Source organism: Niallia sp. WK069_GA_01 (genome assembly GCF_983173855.1).
Genome location: NZ_OZ470138.1, coordinates 3,325,347 through 3,346,604 on the forward strand (window position 1 = coordinate 3,325,347; position 21,258 = coordinate 3,346,604).

Genomic DNA, 21,258 nt, shown 5'->3' on the forward strand with positions numbered 1-21,258 from the left:
AAAATATACCTATGAAAATAAAGAAACAAAAAATATTACAGTATTTTCTAATAGCAATAATCCCTGCTTTAATTGCAACTTTTTTTTATATCGAAAAAATGACGAAAGAAGAAATCAACGAGCAAAAAAATAATGCAAAGTGGATTGGAACGATTCATCAAAAGCAATGGGATAATTTTATAAATAAAACTGTTACATCACTAAATATATTAAGTATATCGATAGAAACAAATAAAAATTCCGTGAAAACAATAAAGACTTTGCTTCAAAATATTTGTAAGCAAGAACAAACATATGGAGGCTTATATTTATTAGATTCATCTGGCAATCAAATTGCTGGTTCGGAAGAGGATGTTATTTCTATCGCTGAAACAGAATATATAAAAGAAGTTATCGAAACAAAAGATACTGTAATCTCAAACGAACAACAACTTTTAAGCAACGGACAGAAAGTCATTGGGTTGGCAAAACCAATTATAAAAAAAAATAACGAGTTGGATGCTATATTAGTAATCTATATTCGTATAGACTACTTATTGAATATAATGAACATTTTAACACCAAATGAAAATATCGCTATTTTAAATGCAAACAATGACAGTATTATTAATATAAATTCCTATATTGCTACAAACAAAAACACCATTTCCATGCCAATCGATCATCTTCCTTGGAGAATACAAGTTGAAATCAAAGATATTAATAAAGCAGCCATCATAAAAAAAAGTGCTCCTATTATTCTATTTTTTCTAATTTGCAGCCATTTAGTCTATTTATTGCTTCAATTTTATATGCTTCGCAAAAAAACAAAATTAGAGAAAAAACAAAATGAACAACAAAAACTTGAACTAGTAGGAGACTTAGCTGCAAGCTCAGCACACGAAATAAGAAATCCTTTAACAGGAATTAAGGGATTAATTCAATTATTAAATGAAAAATATGCATCGGAAGAAGACCAGTATTATTTTTCTATCATTCAAATGGAAATTACTAGGATTAATGAAATTGTCAGTCAATTCCTTATTCTAGGAAAACCGACAGCCTTAAAAAAACAAAGATTAGATATCCAAACAATTATCTCAGAATTACAGCCTTTAATTGTTTCGGAAGGTAATTTTCATAATATAAATTGTAGTTTTTCTATTCCTGATCAAAATCTCCCTGTTTTATGTATGGCCGATCAGATGAAACAAGTTATATTAAACATTACAAAAAATGCTTTTGAAGCAATGGAAGTTGGCGGAAACTTGCATTTGCAAATTTTTATTTTTGAGAAAACCATAAACATAACAATCCAAGATAATGGTGTTGGCATTACTAAAGCTCAATTAAAAAAAGTGTTTCAGCCATTTTATACATCAAAGGCATCTGGAACCGGACTTGGTCTAATCGTATGTAAAAGGATTATTGAATCATTTAATGGAAATATACTTATTACAAGTAAAAAAAATCAAGGCACAAAAGTCGATATTATCTTGCCCTTAGCTGAATAAATATCTTTAACGAACACTTTATTCTTTTTTAAGCTAAATCGTCATTTTGGTATTAGTCAAATGTTGAAAAAAGAGGAATTTATCTTGAAGTATATGTAAAAGGAAAATCTATTACTTCTTTTATAATCACTTAACGAAATTATGTAAAAGGGCATAAATTTGGAATACATGGTTAGTAGCTTGCCCTTCCTCTTCATATAATATTATGAAGTTATTTATACGTTCTCTCCTTATAGATTTTAAAGAGCCATCATTTGTACTGAAAAAATATAAAGGATTTAAACAAAACGTCTCTCATTATATGATTACACTGGTTAAATCCTATCTTCGATTAATAAACTGTATATCACTTATAATATTTCAGAATATCTATCATGTTTATAAACAAGATACCTTGTCCAAATGATTATTGGCTTTTTATGATGCTTTTTTACAACCATTCTTTTTCGTTTGCTTTGCCGATACGCTAACTGATATTGAAATATCAACTCATCAAGCTCTTGACTATGTTTAATGGTTTCGATACTTGTATAACCTGTTTCTTTTGCAGAATTTATCATTACCTCCCTTTTCTTTTGAATTGCTTTCATCATTTGCTTCTCCTTACCTCGCACCACTTTTCCTCCTAATCAATTTAAAAATACTAATTAGTTTACCTAAAATTAGTTTACTTGATGAATTATCACAAGAAATTATCTAAAAGTAAATAGAATCGCAATATTAGACATATTTTTTCTAAAGATAGGTATATAGACCTATAAATTCCATCAAAATTCTACTTTTTCGACAAGTTTCTTTATAAAACAAATCAAAAACAGCTTTTTTTGAAAAGGTTTACATTCCCCCTCGCAAACTATCTACTTTTCTATACTAGATGTCTCCGTCCTTTTACTCCCATTTTATCTCGACAAAAAGAAGCCATCCCTAAATGTAATGGCTTCTTTTAACTAAGAGTGTAAACCATCTTAATAGAATTCTTTAAACAAATGCTTTATTATCCTTTTGTATAAACATTACTAAAAATTGGAAGACTTTTTAAACGATTAACAGCTTCTAATAATCTCTCTTCAGAAGTTAATAATCCTGCTCTGACATAGCCTTCTCCAAATTCGCCAAATCCAACTCCTGGTGCCACAGCAATATGAGCTTTATCCAATAAATAATCAGTAAATTGCTCAGAATTAAATCCTGCTGGAACTTTTAACCAAGCAAAAAAAGAACCTGCAGGTGCATTCACATCCCAACCAATTTCTTTTAATCCCTTTACAAAAACATCCCTTCTGCTTTCATAACGATTATTTAGCTGTTCTACACATTCCAGTGAGCTTGTTAAGGCAGTTACAGCTGCATCTTGAATAGCACCAAATAAACTCACATAAAGATGATCCTGATATAAATTAATCGCTGAGATAACACTTCTATTTCCCACAGCAAAACCAACACGCCATCCAGCCATATTAAAGGTTTTTGATAAGGTATATATTTCAATCCCAATGTCTTTAGCTCCTTCAGCCTGTAAAAAACTGATTGGTTTTTTCCCATCAAATCCAATTGCTCCATATGCAAAATCATGAACGATGCAAATATCATGCTCCTTGCTTAATTGAACCGTTTCATCAAAAAATTCTTGTGTAGCAACCGCTCCAGTTGGGTTATTAGGATAATTTAAAAACATTAATTTTGCTTTATTTAATACATCATTATGTATTTCTTGATAATTCGGTAAAAAGGAATTTTCCTCTTTTAATGGCATCATTTCCATTTTGGCATTTGCAAGTGCTACACCTGAAATATAGTCTGGGTATCCTGGGTCTGGCACTAACACTGTATCACCGGGATTCAACAGGCACTGCGGAATTTCTACCAATCCAGCTTTTCCACCAAAAAGAATGGCAACTTCTGAATTTGGGTCTAATTCTACCCCATATTCTCTTTTATAAAAGTCTGAAACTGCTATCTTTAATTTTGTATATCCTCGAAAAGGTGAATATTTATGATTCACTGGGTTGACTGCTGCTTGCTGAAGACTCTCTACAATGTGATTAGGTGTAGGCTGATCAGGATTTCCTTGTCCTAAATTTATGACATCAAAGCCTTGCTCTACATATTTAGAAACCTTCGACACTAGGGAAGCAAAAAATTGTTCAGGTAAATTTTTTAATAGATTTGATTGAGTATATTCTTTCATCGTTCCACCTTCTTTTTTTCATTAAGTTCGTTTTGTCTAATTTCTTGGTAGTTAAATATTTCACTTGTAGTCATGGAGCGCTATGCTGAGAGTCTACTTTTATTTAAGCTACCAGAAAAGTGGCGTTCTCAAAATGGTTCGCAGTCCGTATACACTTCTCTTTCCATGGGGATACGCTTCTTTTCATGTGCCCTTGTACGAATTTTTATTAGCATGGATGGCTAACCCATACTTATAAAAGAAGTTTATTATTTATTTTCAAAAACAATAAGCTTTTTCATAAAGAGTGTCTTTCGTTTCTCAGCTTTTTTTCTTAATAAAGTTGTTTTTTTCAAAAAATATTTAATTATCTTGCATTTTATGATATAACGAATGCATGAACATGTAAATACTCTCAGCGTGTCGAAAAAAGTTAAATGTAAAATTATAGCCTGTTTGAGACTCGAAGGACGTGAGTCAATCGACGTTGCCACAGGACGTGGCGAATTTAGTCGATTTTCCTTCATCGTGAATTTAGTCGATTTTCCTTCATCGCGAACTTAGTCATTTCTTTTCTACTCGTTTTTAGGTAATAAGCACCGCAACAACGGGGTATAACACAAAAAAAACAACGTTTTTTAAGCAACCCTGAGAGAGAATAAATAAATTAATTAATTCTCTCTATTATTTTATCCTTCACTTACAAGTGAATTGACTATTATTTTTTATTTAATTACATAATGAATAGAGGGTGGATGTATTGACTTTAGCAATCAGCATTATTCAAATGGACATCTCGTTTGGTGATCCACAAACAAATTTCGAGATAGCAGAACAAAAAATCAAAGAAGCCTGTCAGCAGAAAACGGATATTATCGTTCTTCCAGAATTGTGGACAACAGGCTATGATTTAACACGTCTTAATGAAATTTCAGATAAAAGCGCCCAAAAAACAATTTCCTTTTTACAGAAAATGGCGATGGATTATCATGTCCATCTAGTCGGTGGATCTATAGCCAACCAAAAAGAGAATGGAATTTATAATACCCTAATAATTATAAATAAACATGGGGAATTAGTTCATACATATGACAAATTACATTTATTTCAATTGATGGATGAACATAAGTATTTACAAAGTGGCACAGAAGATGGATTGTTTAAATTAGACCATCAAACATTTGCTGGACTCATCTGTTATGATATCCGTTTTCCTGAATGGATTCGTACACATACAACCAAAGGTGCCGAAGCACTATTTGTTGTTGCCGAATGGCCTTTGCCTCGGTTAGCACATTGGCGATCCTTATTAATTGCAAGAGCAATTGAAAATCAATGCTATGTTATTGCGTGTAATAGAAGTGGAACTGACCCGAATAATGTATTTGCTGGCCACAGTATGATTATAGATCCATGGGGAGAAGTATTGGCAGAAGCAAGTGAAAAAAGTGAAATTGTTCATGGAACTATTGATATGGAAAAAGTTAAAGAAGTGCGTAAAATGATTCCTATATTTGCAGATCGAAAACCGTCTTTTTACAGCTGATTTTTTTAGAATGAGATAATCATGCTTTTAAAAAAATGAACAGACTGTAAATAAGTATCATTTACTTGTTTTTTATCAGCCTGAAACCACACTTTTGAAAAAGAGGCTTCAGGCTGTCGACAAACATAACCGTTGGATTTCTAATCGGCCTCCTTGGCAGATGCTCCATCCAAAGAAAAAACACCCTAAAATTTTATACTATATCTCGACCGTCTTGAAATTTTCGCAAAACATAATTTGTTTGCACCGTCAAATTATGTTGCCCACATTTCTTCTGGATTCAACTCGTAAATGTTATTTTCCCGGTACATAAAGTGATTAATAATAAACTCTCTTCTAATTGTCGCGTAATCATCAAAAAATTGTTTAATGTACTCATTTATTTCTTTTTCTTCGTATTTTTTCCCAGTAGATAAACCACTGATTATATGCCTGAATACCATCAATTTCTTTTTCCTCTGCGCTGGAATGTTTTTAAGCTTCCCATCTGCAGTAAAAAAGTTTTGAATGACTTTTGCTCTTTCTTCGTTTGAAATTTCCATTGGTTCATCTCTCCTTTCATTTTGAAATAATTTAGTCATAGCCTCTGCCTGTTGCTTAATAACTGATTTATTTAAATAAAAATAAATCGTGTTCTTATCTCTTCTTTCATAAACAACATTAATTTCTCTAAGTTTTTTTAAATGATGAGTAATGGTTGGTGCTGTTAAACCTAGTTTTCCAGCAAGTGCCTGTCCATTCCATGGTTTAGAAGCCAATAAGGTAATAATTTTTATTCTTGTTGGATCTCCTATCGTTTTATGAAAAGCAACTAATCGATCAAGCTGCATAATTCCCTCCTTCAATTAGACATATATCTAATTAGATGATAATAAAATAAGTGATTCGCTGTCAAGTTTCATTGACTGTATTTATTGGTCTTTTTCATAAAAATAGACCTTTTGCCAATACAATAAGGTCTATCTAGTAAATATAGTTTTGTACGTATAAAAAACATCCATAACTTCTAATGAAAAGCTTCTTACTATCCCAATTAGGCTGTTTAAATAATGCATGCCATTTATTCAAACCTTTTTTCTTAATTAGTATTCCCTTCTTCCTTATTTATCGGGATATAAAGATGAAAGGCAGTCCCAACACCTTCTTCGGATTCTATTTCCATTTTCCCTTTATGTTCTTCAATAATTTGATAAGAAACCATAAGACCTAAACCAGTTCCTGTTTCCTTTGTCGTATAAAAAGGTTCTCCTAGCCTTGTCAGCTTTTCCTTACTCATTCCCTTCCCATTATCCTGTATCATAATATGGAAATAGAGCGCTGTTTGCTCGATCTTCACTTGAATTTCTCCACCATTATCCAATACTTCAATTCCATTTTTTATAATATTAATAAATACCTTTTTCATTTGATTCGGTTCACAATAAACTGCTGGTAAAGACTCATCATATAATTTCTTAAATTGAACATTGTATAGTACGGCTTGGGCATGTAATAAATCTAGTGTCTCATTCATAATTTTCGTTAAATCACTTTTGACAAACCGAACTGCTTGAGGTTTTGCTAAAAGCAGAAATTCATTGATAATCATTTCGATTCTACTTAATTCTGACTTTATTACCGAAAAGTACATGTTGCTGTTATTTTCCGTTTGCAAATTACTTTCTAATAATTGAATAAATCCCTTCAAAGCAGTCATTGGATTTCTTATTTCATGTGCAATACCAGCGGCAAGCTCCCCTATGACATTTAATGTTGATGATTTTCTTAATTGTTCTTCCATTACGACATTTTCAGTAATATCTCTTAATGTTGTAATGCTTAACCCTGAATAGATATTATGTTTATTTCGAAATTCAAATTGACTCCATTCATTATCTCTTAAAGACGCTGTATAAATCCCTCTATTTTGTTCCATATTTTTCAAATTCAAAGCTAACAGCATGGGCTTTATATCTTCATTGATTGTCTTCCCATTTGGTAAAACCTCTAATAAATTGGAACCAACCAACTCCTCTTTTGTTCGATATAGCAACCTTTCAGCCGCTCGGTTCATATCAATAATTTCAAATTGTTCATTCCATATAATAATGCCATCAAATGCTTCCTCAAATATATTTTCAAACATACTCTTGCTTTCTCTTAACGCCATTTCCATTTTATATCTTTCAGAAACATTTCGGATAATACTCATATGCAGCCCTTCAACTGAATGCAGCTTCGTCGTAAATTCCAATAATTTTTTTTGGCCATTTGGCATTAAAAACATAAGCTCTTCACGATTAGACTTGTTTCTATATAATTTCTTAATCATCGAAACGTATTTTTCATCTTTTTTGTAAACAAAATCACTGAATTTTTTTTGAATTAATTCTTCATAAGTACTCTCAAATATGCGGAGAGCCGACTCATTTGCTGAAACTATTTCACCTGTTTCTTTCCATAAAATAATTCCATCAAGAGCCTCAGTAAAAAAGTCATTATAGAGTACTTCTTTTTTCTGCTGCCTCCTATCTTCTATCCAGTTCTTCGTTATATTTCGTATTACTGTTAAAAAACCATCACAATCGGTTAATCTAGAAATAATAATTTCCAAACAAATTTCACCATCTATTTTTTTAATAGGAAATAAATAATTTGTATAGGTTTTCATTTGTTTAAATTTGCTAATTTGCTGTCTTATTGCATCCCGATGCTCATGTGGTATGAAATGTGTGATATTTCTGCCAATCATTTTTTTTCTATCTGTTCTTACCATTTCACTAACAGATTGATTTGCCTCCAATATTACCCCATTACTATCAAGTATTAGCAATCCATTTACAGTTGATTGAAAAGCAGAATTAATATTTTTTCCAATTTTCTCTTGCTCTTGCAAGGCATTTCTTAAATACAAATTTTCTTGTTCAAGATCACTTAGTTTCTTTTGCAACTGTTGTAGTTCTTTCATATAAGATACACCTGTCACTTCTAAGCCTCCTTGAGTACGTAGTGATTACATAATTCTACAAAATTCTAAAAATACCTTTAGCTTTTCATATAAAAATAAAGATATTTTTTATGTACTCTTTTTATCCATAAAAACAAAGAAATTGTTTTAAGAAAAATTTATGTTTCATCAGATAAAATAAAACGTACATCAGTAGAGTGTTTGTTGCATTAACAGCGAGATAAAAATATAACAAATGCTCCATTTTCCTTACATTTATATGTCAGTTATGAAGAAATAACAAAAAATTATTAACAGATAAGTGAATCAAGCTTAACTTTATTATTTCTGTGCTATAAATATAATTATAAGCAAGATTATTCTTGTTCTGAGCGAAGGAAGGAGTCTTTTATGAAACAACATCGAGACTATTACTTTGATAATGCAAAGTTTTTGTTGATTTTTTTCGTTGTATTTGGACATTTCGTTCAGTCTTATAATGAAGAAAGCAACGGTATATATGCGTTATATAAAGTTATTTATACTTTTCATATGCCTGCCTTTATCTTAATTTCCGGATTTTTTGCTAAGGGAATTTACAAACAAGGTTATATCCAAAAATATACAAAAAAACTGATCGTGCCTTATATTATCTTTCAGTTAATTTACAGCATATTTTATTATTATCTTTATGGTAAATCTACATTTACATTAGATCCATTAAATCCTCATTGGTCCTTATGGTTCTTAATTAGTTTATTTTTTTGGAATATGCTATTACTCCTATTTGCAAAAATAAAACCTTTTTATGGATTATCTTTATCCCTCGTATTAGGGCTTGCTATTGGATTCCTTGACTGGACTACAAGCTATTTAAGTTTGACACGTACATTTGTCTTTTTTCCATTGTTTTTAATTGGATTTTATATAAAGAAGGAACATTTTGAGTGGACTAGAGGAAAAGGCGCGAAACTTTTTGCTATTGCTACATTTATTATTGTTTTTATTGGATTTTATTATTTACCATCGATTAACTACCAATGGCTCTTTGGTTCAAAATCTTATTCCACATTAGGAGAAGATCCGCTTCAAGCTATATTTATTCGACTTTTCTTTTACTTGTTAAGCTGTTTGATGATTTATTGCTTTTTTGCTTGTGTGCCAAAAAAACAATATTTTTTCACAAAATTAGGAAACAACACTTTGTATGTTTATTTATTGCATGGTTTTGTTGTTCGCATTTTTAGAATAAGTGATATTACCGATGTAGTAAATCCGCATAAATCCTTTATGCTAATTATCTTTATTTCCTTGGTATTAACTTTACTGTTATCAAGCAAGATAATTACTTCTCTTACACAACCAATTATTGAATTAAAGTTAACGGGATTAAAACAAGTAAAACAAAAATTGTTTAATTATTTTCAAGTTTACAAAGAAAAATTATTTAACTAGCTTTCATTAAAACTAAATTAAGAAAAGCGCAGGCGCCTTACATAGCCCCGAAGAAAAAAGTTCTCTTGACTCATACTTATAGAGACAAGAGGCACTACTCACTGGGGCTAGACGCCAGAGTTAGACAGACTTCAGAAAACTTATACCTTCTTACCTTACAAAGAACTGAAGAGCTTTTGTTTTCTCTTCCGTTTTTATTTTTGATTTTCCTGTTGATTTTTTACTGCTTGTTTATTTGCAGCCGCTGTTTCATAAAATTTACTTGCATTCATATCACCAAACTCCATTCCAAATTCAACAGTAGCCGCTTCTTCTTTTTGTTTTTTCTTTTTTTCTTCCATTTTATTTCTCCTCACTTCCATGTTTAGAATTTCTGTTAGCACCTTTTATTGGATTTTCTCCTTGGCTAAATTCTGCTGAAAATTCACTTTCTTGACTATTTTTTTTAGGTGTTTTACTGTATTTTTCTACAGAATCAAATTTTGCTTTTCTTTTTACCATTTTTTTGCTCACTCCCTCTCTTTTGTTTCACGTTGTATTTTTCCACTTGTCCTTTAAAGCTATCCATCTTTTTTTTCAAAAATAAAAAGCACAAAACAATGGTTGAATTGTTCTGTACTTTTTATTTTATCCAATAATTATTCTTTCTTTTGGGTAATGATAATTGTCTTTTTTCTCTTTGCCTCCAATAATGTATATAAAGGAGGTTAAACCGATTCTACCGATAAACATTAAAACAATAATAACGCATTTGCCTACTACAGATAACTCTGGTGTAAGGCCTAAAGATAAACCAGTTGTACCAAATGCTGAACACACTTCGAATATAATATTTAGTAATGGAGCATTTTCTGTAATGGCAAGGATAACAATTGCCATTATGCACAAACCACTAGCAAGGATTGTAACAACCAGAGATTTTATAATATCTTCTTCATGAATTTCTCTTTTAAAGATCTTAATATGCTTATTTCCTTTAGCAAAATGGTAAATAAACATGATATTTAAGGCTAAGGTTGTTGTTCGAATTCCTCCACCTACAGAACTTGGAGAAGCTCCTACAAACATTAAAAAACAAAAAATTAATAAAGTTGGCAAAGAATAATCATTCAAATCCATTGTTGATAAACCACCACTTCTTGTCGAAGCAGAATGAAAAAAAGCATTAAAAAACACTTGGTGCCAATTCATTCCTATATAATAGTGATTCCATTCTAATAAAATTACAGCAATGGTACCAAAAAGCAGCAATAGTCCAAAAGTTAAAGAAGTCAACTTCGTAAATAACGAAAAACGAAATACTTGAACACTATTGTATTTAGGAAAAAGGTATTTTTTCACTTCTATTAAAACAGGGAATCCTATCGCACCTAATGTGATGAGCATAATATGAACCACTTGAATGAAATAATCCTTTTCATAAGGCATTAAGGACGCACCTGTTAAGTCTAATCCACCATTCGTTGTAGCACTAACAGAAGCAAACAATCCATGTAAAAAGGCTTCCTTCCATGATGGAAAATAATGCAGAAATTGCAATCCTAAAATAAGTGCACCAATTATCTCAATAAGGAGTATTAATTTAATAATTTCCCTTATTAAATTCACTAAGCCGGATAAATTAGATTGATTATGATCCAGCATAATTAATTGTCTTTCCTTTAAGCCGATTTTTTTTCGAAGAACCATCCAAAAAAATGTTCCTAGTGTCATAACTCCAATGCCACCAAATTGTAAAACAAACATTAAAATAAAAATACCTAATGTACTATATGTTTCAGAGATATTAATGACTGTTAAACCTGTTACACTAACCGCGCTCACTGCAGTAAAAACAGTATCCATAAATGATACAGATACTCCTTCTTTATGAACTCCTGGTAAACATAATAATAAAACTGAAACGCTGACTGCCAATAAATAATACCCGGTTATGATTTGTGCAGGAGTAAATTTATTTAGCAATTCTTTAAGCGTTTTCCACATTTAAACAAATCCTTTCCGTTTTTACTATTCTATCATATAGGCTATACTAATTTTTTTAAAGTACTTCTTTATAATAAGCTACCCTGAAAAGGATTTGGCTCTTTTAATAAGTCCGCAGCCAGAATACACTTCGCTTTCCTGCGGGCGAGCGTCGAGCCTCCTCGCTGCGCTGCGGGGTCTCGTCTTTCTCGCATTCCCGCGGGAGTCTTCGTGTATTCTGGCTGCTTCCTGCTTCAACATATCAATACTTAATCAAATTTTCATCGTTCAATGGTGCAAATTTGTTGCATAAGTGTCTTCTCTGAAAAGAGGCGCTCTCAATAAGTCCGCAGCCTGAATATACTTCGCTTTCCTGCGGGCGAGCGTCAAGCCTCCTCGCTTCGCTGCGGGGTCTCGTCTTTCTCGCATTCCCGCGGGAGTCTTCGTGTATGCTGGCTGCTCCCTGTTTCAAACTTAGTTCATAAAACAAAATTGTATGTGCTTGGTTCTCTTTCATCTCTTTACTTTAAATGTAGTGTGTCAGGCTTGTCTATTGTTTATTTTATGTTTTGTAAAGAGGCTTTTCTGTTTCCATAGTACGAAAACTTTACCACTTATGAACAAATGAAAAAGCTGCATACTATAAATACAGATTATTCATTCTGTAATTTTAATTTTAAAGGAGATTATAAAATGGCTACAACAAACAAACTTCTTGTTCCAGGAATAGAACAATATTTAGATAGTGTTAAATATGAAATTGCTCAAGAATTTGGTGTGCAGTTAGGTTCAGATACTGTATCAAGATCAAATGGTTCCGTTGGTGGAGAGATAACCAAAAGATTAGTACAACAAGCACAGGCAGAGTTATCTGGAAAACAAAAATAAATAGAGACATACCGCGATCAGAAATCATTATGATCAACGGATAGACTAAAAAATATTGCTTTATACTCTCTAAAGTCTTTAATTATGTATCTTGTCAGAAGAGGAAATCCACCAAAATTATGCTTTTGGTGGATTTCCCTTTTTTTATATTTTACTGTTAAATGGATTGTTTTATCCTCACTATCATTCAACATGCTTAACAGCTGAAAAAATTACGCTTCTTCTTTAACTTTCCCCACTGATTTATTGGAAATTAAGTAGCCTCCTACAGCAATCCCTATTAAGACCACCCAAAAGATAAGCTTCCATACTTTTGATTCTGGAAAATGTTCATTTAGTACCGCAACCTCTGGATGTGCCAATGTAAATACAGCCAGCTTTACTCCTACCCATCCTACAATCATAAAAGCAGCCGTCTCTAAGCTCGGTCTTGTATGAAGTAGCTTTACAAACCAATTCGCTGCAAATCGCATGATAATCAACCCAATAATTCCCCCTAATAACATAACAGTAAATTGCCCACCATCAATACCTCCAACAGTAAACCAACCCGTTGGTGTTAATGTGATAGCTAATGCAACAGCAGCCAACATGGAATCAATCGCGAAGGCGATATCAGCTAATTCAACTTTTAAAACAGTCATCCAAAAAGAAGATTGTTTTCTTTTCTTCTCTTTTCCTTCTTTTTCTTTATTTCTAAATTTGCCATATAAGTTATGAATCGCAATAAAAAGTAAATATGCTGCGCCAAGCGCTTGTACTTGCCAAACATCTGCTAATATAGAGATCATAAATAATGTCGCAAATCGAAATATAAATGCTCCAAACAACCCATAAAATAATGCCTTTTTTTGCTGATCAGGTGGTAAATGCTTAACCATTACTGCCATTACGACTGCATTGTCAGCTGCTAAAATCCCTTCTAATCCAACTAATACCAATAAAACCCATCCATACTCCAAAATCATACTTACATCCATTTTTCACTATCCCCTCCTATTGTTATAACTTGTATACCCTGTTAGCAATGGTTTATGTCCGCCTCAGTTATTATGTACAAAAAAGCGCAAAAAAGACCTTTGCCAACAGGCAAAGGTCTTGCTAAGCATTTTTCATGCCAACAAAGCCGATGGTTAATAATAACCATGTAATGACGACTTTGTTTTAGGTTTCCCTAACAGCTACTCCCCTTTGAGAAAGTATACAAATAATATATTTTAATTATATACAATATTTAATAAAATGACAATATTTTTTCTTATTGTTTCTATTACTCATTTAAAAATTCGACTCAGATAAAATTAATTATTATTTCGGATTGTTACTTTTTTTCATATACAGTAAACAACACTTAACTAATTTGCCACTTACTATGCCTGGAACTAAAAATAACATTGGCAAAAATATTGGCCCTAATAGAATATGAAATATTTTTAGTTGAGTTGAATACATAACACCGATTGTAACAAAATAAGCAGAAAAGACAAAGGGTAAAAATGCATATTCATCCTTTTCTTTCATTACTGCTTTATAAGCATCCCACATGGCAAACATATATAAACATGGATAGAACATGATCCATTGAAAATCCAACGTCTTTATTGATTCATCAATATCCCATAAAAAGCTATACATAATCGCTTCATTAAAATTGCTTTGCACATTAATAATAAATTCTAATGCTATAAATAAGGTTCCTTTCCAATATTTTTTCATCAAAAGTTGACTGAATCCTGGAAGTGCGATACTCCACATAATTGCTTCTAACTTACTCTGGTCCCTCATTGCATCACCATCTATTTTTCTATACCATTATATTGTTCCCATTTCGAATAAATTATTTACTCTTTTTGTAAAAAATAAAAAAGAGCCCCTTCGGCTCTTTTTTAAATGATCTGAGATAAAAATGCTTTTGTGCGGTCATGCTGAGGGTTGTCAAAGATATCTTCCGGTTTTCCCATCTCTACAATCTCACCTTTATCAAATAAAACAATACGATCTGCAACTTGACGGGCAAATCCCATTTCATGTGTTACAACGAGCATTGTCATCCCTGAATCAGCAAGTGTTTTCATAACATCTAATACTTCTTTTACCATCTCTGGATCTAGTGCAGAGGTAGGTTCATCAAAAAGCATAATTTTCGGCTGCATGGCCAATGCTCTCGCTATTGCCACACGCTGCTGTTGACCACCAGATAATTGACCTGGAAATTTATTCGCCTGTTCGGGAATCCCGACTCTTTCCAATAATTCTTTTGCTATTTGTTCTGCTTTTGACTTTTTCCATTTTCTTACCCATATTGGTGCTAAAGAAATATTTTTCAATATAGTCATATGTGGAAATAAATTAAACGATTGAAAAACCATACCAGTTTCTTTTCGAATCTCTTCAATATTTTTCAAATCATCTGTTAACGCAATATTATCTACAACAATTTCTCCTTTTTGAAACTCTTCCAAAGCGTTTATTGTTCGGATAAAAGTGGATTTACCTGAGCCAGAAGGACCTAAAATAACAATTACTTCCCCCTGTTTCACGGTTAAATCGACATCTTTTAGAACGTGGTGATCACCATACCACTTATTTAATTTGGTTACTTCAATGATATCTTCTCTATCCTCGAGAGGTTTTGTCAACTTTTCAACTGAAAATACACTATCCATTCTTCCATTCCTCCCTTTATCGTTTTCCTACACCTAATGATTTCTCTAAGTGTTTACTTACATGGGACATTAAAAAACAGAAAATAAAAAAGAACAATGCTACAAATAAATATAGTTCTAAATATTTCCCTAAATAGGCTGGATTTGCAGCTATTTTCTTCGCAATTCCTAAGAAATCTGTTAATCCTATTACTGCAACAAGGGAAGTATCCTTAAATATGGAGATAAATTGTCCCACCATCGCCGGAATAACGGCTTTTAATGCTTGGGGTAAAATAACAAATACCATTAATTTAAAGTTATTAAGTCCAAGTGCCTGTGCCGCTTCAAACTGACCTCTTGGAATGGATTGAAGTCCTCCACGAATGTTCTCTGCTAAGTATGCGGCACTAAATAAAGTAAAAGCAATCATTGCTCTCAGTACATTATCTAACTGAATCCCGCCAAGAAACATCGGCAGTAATAACTGGCCAATAAATAACACCATAATTAGCGGCATCCCGCGGATCAATTCAATATAAACAATACAAGTATACTTTATAATCGGAAGTTTGCTTCTTCTTCCGACAGCAAGCAATAAACCGATAGGAAAAGAACAAACAATTGATACAGAAGCCAATAGTAAGGTTAATAAAAATCCGCCCCAAACATTTGTTTTTACTGGCTCAACAATTCCGAACCCATTCAGTATCCCTATCGATATCGGAATGTATAAAATCCATAAAACCAATGCAGGGATTTTTAATGCAGATACTTTTCTTCCAATGAAATAAAATACAAGAATTGCAGCTACACTTGAAAACAAATATAATTTAGAACCGCTTTCTGTATACGGCAAGATCCCGAAAATGAGTAATAAAGATCCAATTGTCATGGCAACATGACCGATGATACCTCTCCATAATCCCCATGAAACACCTAAAAGAACAGAAGCAATTACTAACGCTACCCATATACGCCATACTTCTTCTACTGGAAATTGCCCGACCATTAACAGACGAAAGTTATTTACTACAACAGCCCAATCGCTAGTAAAAACATAATTTACTACCCTTGCAATGATATACACAGATAAAACAGCGGCAATGATAGTAAATATAGTATTTTTCCAATCTTTAAAAAGATTATTTTTGAGCCAATAGGAAATATTACTTCCTTTGTCTGATGTTGCTCCTACCACATTTTCACTGTTATTAATTTGAATATTATCCAATTTGCCTCACTACCTTTCAACCAACTGGAATTTTTTATTAAAGAAATTCATAAACAGTGATGTCGCTAAACTTAGGATTAAGTACACTGCAATAATTATTAAGATAGTCTCAATGGTATGTCCTGTCTGATTAATCACTGTATTTCCAATACCAACGATATCTTGGTAAGCGACCGCCATCGCAAGACTTGAGTTCTTAATAACATTTAAATACTGACTTGTTAAAGGTGGAATAATTATCCGAATTGCTTGTGGAAAAATAATTAAGCGCAAAGAAGTGGATCCTTTAAATCCTAATGCACTTGCTGCTTCTGTCTGTCCTTTTGGAACTCCCATAATACCAGCACGTACAATTTCCGCAATATAAGTTGATGTATAAACAGACAATGCAATCAGTACGGATAAGAATCCTATTGATAAAGATGTTCCTCCTACAAAGGCCCCGTTTTCCAATTTAGGAATAGTTAAATGAAGCGGTCCATTTCCAATAATAAAGTAAACAGCTAAACAGCCTATAATAAATGCACCAATACTATATAAAAAAGGATGCATATTTTTTCCGGTATTCAGTTCCAAATACATTAGTTTTTTATACATTACAATGGCAGCAATGATAAAAACAATAAGAATAATAAACCATACTAATGTATTGGAATATGTAGTAAACCAAGGGATAGCTGCCCCTCTGTTTGAGAAGTAAAAAGGCCCTATTGCAAGCGCTTCTTGAATTTTTGGCATTGGTAAAAATACAGCAAAATTCCAAATGAAAATTTGTACTAATAATGGGGTATTTCTGAAAACTTCCACATATACTGTTGCCAATTTACTAACCAGCCAGTTGCTGGAAAGACGGGCAATTCCAATAAAAACTCCTAATATGGAAGCGATAATAATCCCAAAAATAGATACTTTAAATGTATTTAATAATCCAACTAATAATGCCCGTATGTATGGATCATCTGGAGTATAACTTATTAAAGATTCAGAAATCGGGAAAGATGCTTTTAAATTCAAATAATCCAATCCTAATGTTAAACCAATTTGCTGTAAGCCAAATAAAACATTGTTTATCATAAAAAATAGTACATATCCAACGATTACAACAAAGATTAATTGTAAAATAATCGGTACTGCTTTTTTATTCCTCCATAATGGAGTGGATGTAGTTTGTTTATTCACTTTATCATCACCTTTCTTCATTAGAAAAGCATACGTTTATTTAGTATTCGTTTTTTCGCATCTAGAGCAATGGTTTAAGCTCAAGACATTAGTCTAATTCTGTCGTTTTTATCTACGAATCAAAATCTTACTTATCTAAAAAAGTAGACCTGCTAAAAAGCAATGTTAGCAGGTCTTACATGCTTATCATATAAACTTAAGCTTTAACGGAATGGAATAGAGTATAATAATCCGCCATCTTTATACAGTGCATTTTGTCCACGTTGTAATTTAAATACAGTATTTGGACCAAGGTTGCGATCATAAATTTCTCCATAGTTACCAACTTGTTTAATTACTTGGTATGCGAAATCTTTTGGCAATCCAAGCTGCTCTCCAAGATTTGTATCGCCTTCACCTAATAATCGTTGAATTTCTGGGTTATCCGTTGTTTTAAAATCATCGATATTTTTTGAATTGATGCCGAACTCTTCTGCTTGAATTGTTGCATATACAATCCAGCTTACTGCATCTTTCCATTTTTCATCATTATCTAATACTGCTGGTGCTAATGGTTCTTTAGATAATGTAGCTTCTAAAACCACATGAGCATCAGGATCTTTTAACATTGATTGACGGGATACTAAACCAGATTTATCTGTTGTCCAAGCATCAATGCTTCCAGATTCATATGCAGCAATAACTGCATCTGCATTATCAAATGTTTGTGCTTTGTACGTAACACCTGCTGCTTTCATTTGGTCAGCAAGGTTTAATTCTGTTGTTGTTCCTGTTTCTACACCAATTGTTTTTCCTTCTAAATCTTTTAATGTTTTAATTCCGCTGTCTTTCGGAACCATAATACCTTGTCCATCATAAAATGTTACCGGTGCAAAGCTTAGACCAACTTCTGCATCACGGTTTGTAGTCCAAGTTGTATTGCGAATTAGTACATCTACTTCTTTTGATTGAACAGCTGTAAAACGTTCTGTTGCTGATAATGGACGAAATTCAACAGCGTTGGCGTCACCTAGAACACCTGCAGCAATTGCTCTTGCAAAGTCCACATCAAAACCTGTGTTTTTTCCATCTGATCCTATGTATCCAAATCCAGGAAGTGCATCATTTACTCCTGCTTTTAATGTTTTTCTTTCTTTAACCGTATCTAAAATACTTTTTGCTGATGATTTAGAAGCGTTATTTTTACCATCACTTGAAGTGGTTTTACTTGAGCACCCAGTCAGTGCAAGTACTAGTACAAGCATTATACTGAATAATAACGATAAACTTTTTTTCATTTACTAATTCCCCCTAAATCTTTTTTGAAATATCGATTTCCAATTTGAATCACGTAATCTATTAATCTCTATAATTTGGAAATGATATTCATTTTGACCCTTTGTTACAAAACCTAACATTTCTAGTCACTTTTTGTAACTTGATTTTTATTATACCGATTTTTCTGATAAATACAAATGCTTTTTTTGAATATTTTTAATCTTTTTTTAAGAAAAACGGCAAAACTTGTTCCTTTTATTATTTAAAAAGAATTTTCGACTCCCTAAACCTTTATAAACCAACATAAAACATACAAAATACTATAAAAAACTACAAAACTACCACCTTCACCGCCTTTTATTTTGTATATTTAAAAGACGAATTTGTTAAAACAAAAATATCACTGTATTATTTTTGTTATTTTAATATAATAAATGAATTTCATTTATATTGAATTTTTATTTTCAAAATCTAACATTAAAAAAATAAAATTAGCCCTCACTTGTCGAAATATAAGTGAATTTTCTTTCAGCTGGTCTCCTTTTATCATAGTACCTTTGTAAAAATCTTTTATCTGCATACAAAACTCCCATGGAGACTCGTCCCTCGTCTCCACCATCTAACATGGAAAATGCAGAACCAAACCTAATAAAGGCGGTGTGAGTGGAGAAACTCCTCTATTCATTCGTATAAAAAACAAAGTATTGCGTACGGAACCGTGTTTATTTCTATTTAAATCACGTAGCTCCGCCCCTTTTCCATACAAAAAAGAGCCTTCCTATCAGCCGTTTCTACAAGCCTTCAGGAAAACTCTCTATTTAGCTTTTATGAAATAAAGCTTTTTATAAAATCGTACAAATTATTCATTCTCTGCATCCATTGGATTATACAACTTTACCTCTGGGTTCTTATCTTGGAACCATCTCAGCGCAAAGTCATTTTCAAATAAAAATGCTTTTTTCCCGTAGCGATCCACCACTAACAAACTTCTGCCGCTCGACAAGTTTTCATTTACTTCTTCATCCACAGCCCAACGAGCTATTTTTGAACCAACATTCTCCATAATAACATCTACATTGTATTCATTCTTCATTCGATGCTCAAATACTTCAAACTGCAATTGACCAACAGCACCCAAAAGATAATCTTCTGTTTTTACTGTTTTATAAAACTGAATTGCTCCTTCTTGTACAAGCTGCTGAATACCTTTATGAAAATGCTTTTGTTTCAATACATTTTTCGCTGTTACTCTGACAAATAGTTCAGGAGTAAACTGCGGCAGCTTATCGTACTGATACGGTGTTTTGCTCGAAGTCAGCGTATCGCCGATTTGATACAAGCCTGAATCATAAAGTCCAATAATATCGCCACTCACTGCTTCATTTACCGTACTACGGTCATCCGCCATAAATTGTGTGGATTGGGCTAATTTTATTTGCTTTCCTGTCCTAGATAATTGAACAGACATTCCTCTTTCAAATTTACCTGAGCAAATTCGTAAAAAGGCAATTCTATCTCGGTGTGCAGGATTCATGTTTGCTTGAATTTTAAAGATAAAACCCGAAAATTCTTCCGAAAGCGGATCAATTTTCCCGGCAGTAGAATTTCTAGGTTGTGGTGTCGGAGCAAAATCTAAATAGGTTTCTAAAAATGTTTGCACACCAAAATTACCTAAAGCACTTCCAAAAAATACTGGCGTTAAATCACCATTGTTAATTCTTTCCGCAGAAAATTCATTGCCAGCCTCATTTAATAGCATAATTTCTTCTAATGTTTGATCATATAAGGAATCATTTTTTATTGGATGTTCCCCAATAATTTCCCCGTCTTCATTTAAAGAAATATATTTATCGCCGTCTTCTACACGAAATTGTTCAATTCGATTATAGTAGCGATCATAAATACCTAAAAATTCTTTTCCCATTCCTATTGGCCAATTCATTGGATAGGACTCAATTCCCATCACTTCTTCCAATTCTGCCAATAATTCTAATGGTGCTTTCCCTTGACGGTCCAACTTGTTAATAAAAGTAAAAATCGGGATGCCTCTCATGCGGCAAACTTTAAATAATTTTAAAGTTTGTGCTTCAATCCCTTTAGCAGAATCAATAATCATAACAGCACTATCTACTGCTGTTAACGTACGATACGTATCTTCACTAAAATCTTGATGCCCAGGTGTATCTAATATATTTACTCTTGCATTTTTATAATCAAATTGCATGACACTGGAAGTAACGGAAATTCCTCTTTGCTTTTCTATTTCCATCCAATCACTTGTTGCATATTTACCTGTTTTTTTTCCTTTTACTGTTCCTGCATCACGAATGGCACCGCCAAATAATAATAATTTTTCTGTTAACGTAGTTTTACCTGCATCCGGATGGGAAATAATTGCAAATGTGCGTCGAGATAACACACTTTCATTTAAATTGTTAGCCATGCTACTTTCCTTTCTTTTGCACTTTCATTTTAAGTCCATTCCCTTATATTAGCTTGATAC

General features: G+C 32.5%; 18 protein-coding genes and 1 riboswitch. Of the genes, 4 read left to right on the top strand and 14 right to left on the bottom strand.

The genetic code is table 11. The annotated features are described in order from the left end of the window. Positions 1–11 precede the first annotated feature (11 nt). Complete coding sequence (locus tag AC5LWL_RS15785; RefSeq protein ID WP_493435202.1) at positions 12–1,493, top strand: ATP-binding protein; 1,482 nt, start codon at positions 12–14, stop codon at positions 1,491–1,493. 350 nt (positions 1,494–1,843) lie between these two features. Here AC5LWL_RS15785 and AC5LWL_RS15790 read toward each other — a convergent pair whose 3' ends face one another. Both AC5LWL_RS15790 and AC5LWL_RS15795 read right to left on the bottom strand, forming a co-directional pair. Continuing rightward, entirely contained in the window at positions 1,844–2,086 is a 243-nt protein-coding gene (locus AC5LWL_RS15790; RefSeq protein WP_493435203.1) for an aspartyl-phosphate phosphatase Spo0E family protein, read from the bottom strand. 401 nt (positions 2,087–2,487) lie between these two features. Next, positions 2,488–3,681, bottom strand: coding sequence for a pyridoxal phosphate-dependent aminotransferase (locus AC5LWL_RS15795; protein ID WP_493435204.1), 1,194 nt, complete (start codon positions 3,679–3,681; stop codon positions 2,488–2,490). A 739-nt stretch (positions 3,682–4,420) separates the two neighbouring features. Here AC5LWL_RS15795 and AC5LWL_RS15800 point away from each other — a divergent pair. Continuing rightward, entirely contained in the window at positions 4,421–5,206 is a 786-nt protein-coding gene (locus AC5LWL_RS15800; RefSeq protein WP_493435205.1) for a carbon-nitrogen family hydrolase, read from the top strand. Positions 5,207–5,460: 254 nt separating this feature from the next. Here AC5LWL_RS15800 and AC5LWL_RS15805 read toward each other — a convergent pair whose 3' ends face one another. Next, complete coding sequence (locus AC5LWL_RS15805) at positions 5,461–6,036, bottom strand: DUF2087 domain-containing protein (protein ID WP_493435206.1); 576 nt, start codon at positions 6,034–6,036, stop codon at positions 5,461–5,463. A 248-nt stretch (positions 6,037–6,284) separates the two neighbouring features. Further along, positions 6,285–8,171 (bottom strand): PAS domain S-box protein, encoded by a 1,887-nt coding sequence (locus AC5LWL_RS15810; RefSeq protein WP_493435207.1) that lies wholly within the window; start codon positions 8,169–8,171, stop codon positions 6,285–6,287. Between the two features lie 372 nt (positions 8,172–8,543). Here AC5LWL_RS15810 and AC5LWL_RS15815 point away from each other — a divergent pair, with 372 nt between their 5' ends. Next, positions 8,544–9,587, top strand: coding sequence for an acyltransferase family protein (locus AC5LWL_RS15815; RefSeq protein ID WP_493435208.1), 1,044 nt, complete (start codon positions 8,544–8,546; stop codon positions 9,585–9,587). 194 nt (positions 9,588–9,781) lie between these two features. Here the strand turns inward: AC5LWL_RS15815 and AC5LWL_RS15820 are convergent, their stop codons facing one another. The 3 genes from AC5LWL_RS15820 to AC5LWL_RS15830 form a co-directional block, all read right to left on the bottom strand. After that, the gene (locus AC5LWL_RS15820; protein ID WP_493435209.1) at positions 9,782–9,928 is read right to left on the bottom strand and encodes a hypothetical protein; all 147 of its coding nucleotides are present in this window, start codon (positions 9,926–9,928) and stop codon (positions 9,782–9,784) included. 1 nt (position 9,929) lies between these two features. Continuing rightward, complete coding sequence (gene ykzP, locus AC5LWL_RS15825) at positions 9,930–10,088, bottom strand: protein YkzP (protein ID WP_493435210.1); 159 nt, start codon at positions 10,086–10,088, stop codon at positions 9,930–9,932. A gap of 126 nt (positions 10,089–10,214) precedes the next feature. After that, complete coding sequence (locus tag AC5LWL_RS15830; protein ID WP_493435211.1) at positions 10,215–11,573, bottom strand: TrkH family potassium uptake protein; 1,359 nt, start codon at positions 11,571–11,573, stop codon at positions 10,215–10,217. Between the two features lie 672 nt (positions 11,574–12,245). Between AC5LWL_RS15830 and AC5LWL_RS15835 the strand changes: the two genes are divergently transcribed. Further along, positions 12,246–12,440, top strand: a complete 195-nt coding sequence (locus AC5LWL_RS15835; protein ID WP_493435212.1) for an alpha/beta-type small acid-soluble spore protein — start codon at positions 12,246–12,248, stop codon at positions 12,438–12,440. 212 nt (positions 12,441–12,652) lie between these two features. On the opposite strand, the gene AC5LWL_RS15840 is transcribed toward AC5LWL_RS15835, so the two are convergent. The 7 genes from AC5LWL_RS15840 to AC5LWL_RS15870 all read right to left on the bottom strand — a co-directional run bounded on the left by AC5LWL_RS15840 (position 12,653) and on the right by AC5LWL_RS15870 (position 21,198). Continuing rightward, on the bottom strand, positions 12,653–13,420 hold the full coding sequence (locus AC5LWL_RS15840; protein ID WP_493435213.1) for a TerC family protein: 768 nt from the start codon (positions 13,418–13,420) through the stop codon (positions 12,653–12,655). A 123-nt stretch (positions 13,421–13,543) separates the two neighbouring features. Continuing rightward, positions 13,544–13,642, bottom strand: a riboswitch (yybP-ykoY riboswitch). A gap of 106 nt (positions 13,643–13,748) precedes the next feature. Then, complete coding sequence (locus AC5LWL_RS15845) at positions 13,749–14,225, bottom strand: hypothetical protein (protein ID WP_493435214.1); 477 nt, start codon at positions 14,223–14,225, stop codon at positions 13,749–13,751. A gap of 101 nt (positions 14,226–14,326) precedes the next feature. Next, a complete protein-coding gene (locus AC5LWL_RS15850) occupies positions 14,327–15,106 on the bottom strand; it encodes an amino acid ABC transporter ATP-binding protein (protein ID WP_493435215.1) in 780 nt (259 codons plus the stop codon). 16 nt (positions 15,107–15,122) lie between these two features. Continuing rightward, positions 15,123–16,319 (bottom strand): amino acid ABC transporter permease, encoded by a 1,197-nt coding sequence (locus tag AC5LWL_RS15855; protein ID WP_493435216.1) that lies wholly within the window; start codon positions 16,317–16,319, stop codon positions 15,123–15,125. A 9-nt stretch (positions 16,320–16,328) separates the two neighbouring features. Then, positions 16,329–17,498 (bottom strand): amino acid ABC transporter permease, encoded by a 1,170-nt coding sequence (locus AC5LWL_RS15860; protein WP_493435217.1) that lies wholly within the window; start codon positions 17,496–17,498, stop codon positions 16,329–16,331. A gap of 203 nt (positions 17,499–17,701) precedes the next feature. Then, positions 17,702–18,775 (bottom strand): amino acid ABC transporter substrate-binding protein, encoded by a 1,074-nt coding sequence (locus tag AC5LWL_RS15865; protein WP_493435218.1) that lies wholly within the window; start codon positions 18,773–18,775, stop codon positions 17,702–17,704. Between the two features lie 839 nt (positions 18,776–19,614). After that, positions 19,615–21,198, bottom strand: coding sequence for a peptide chain release factor 3 (locus AC5LWL_RS15870; protein ID WP_493435219.1), 1,584 nt, complete (start codon positions 21,196–21,198; stop codon positions 19,615–19,617). Between the last annotated feature and the right edge of the window lie 60 nt (positions 21,199–21,258).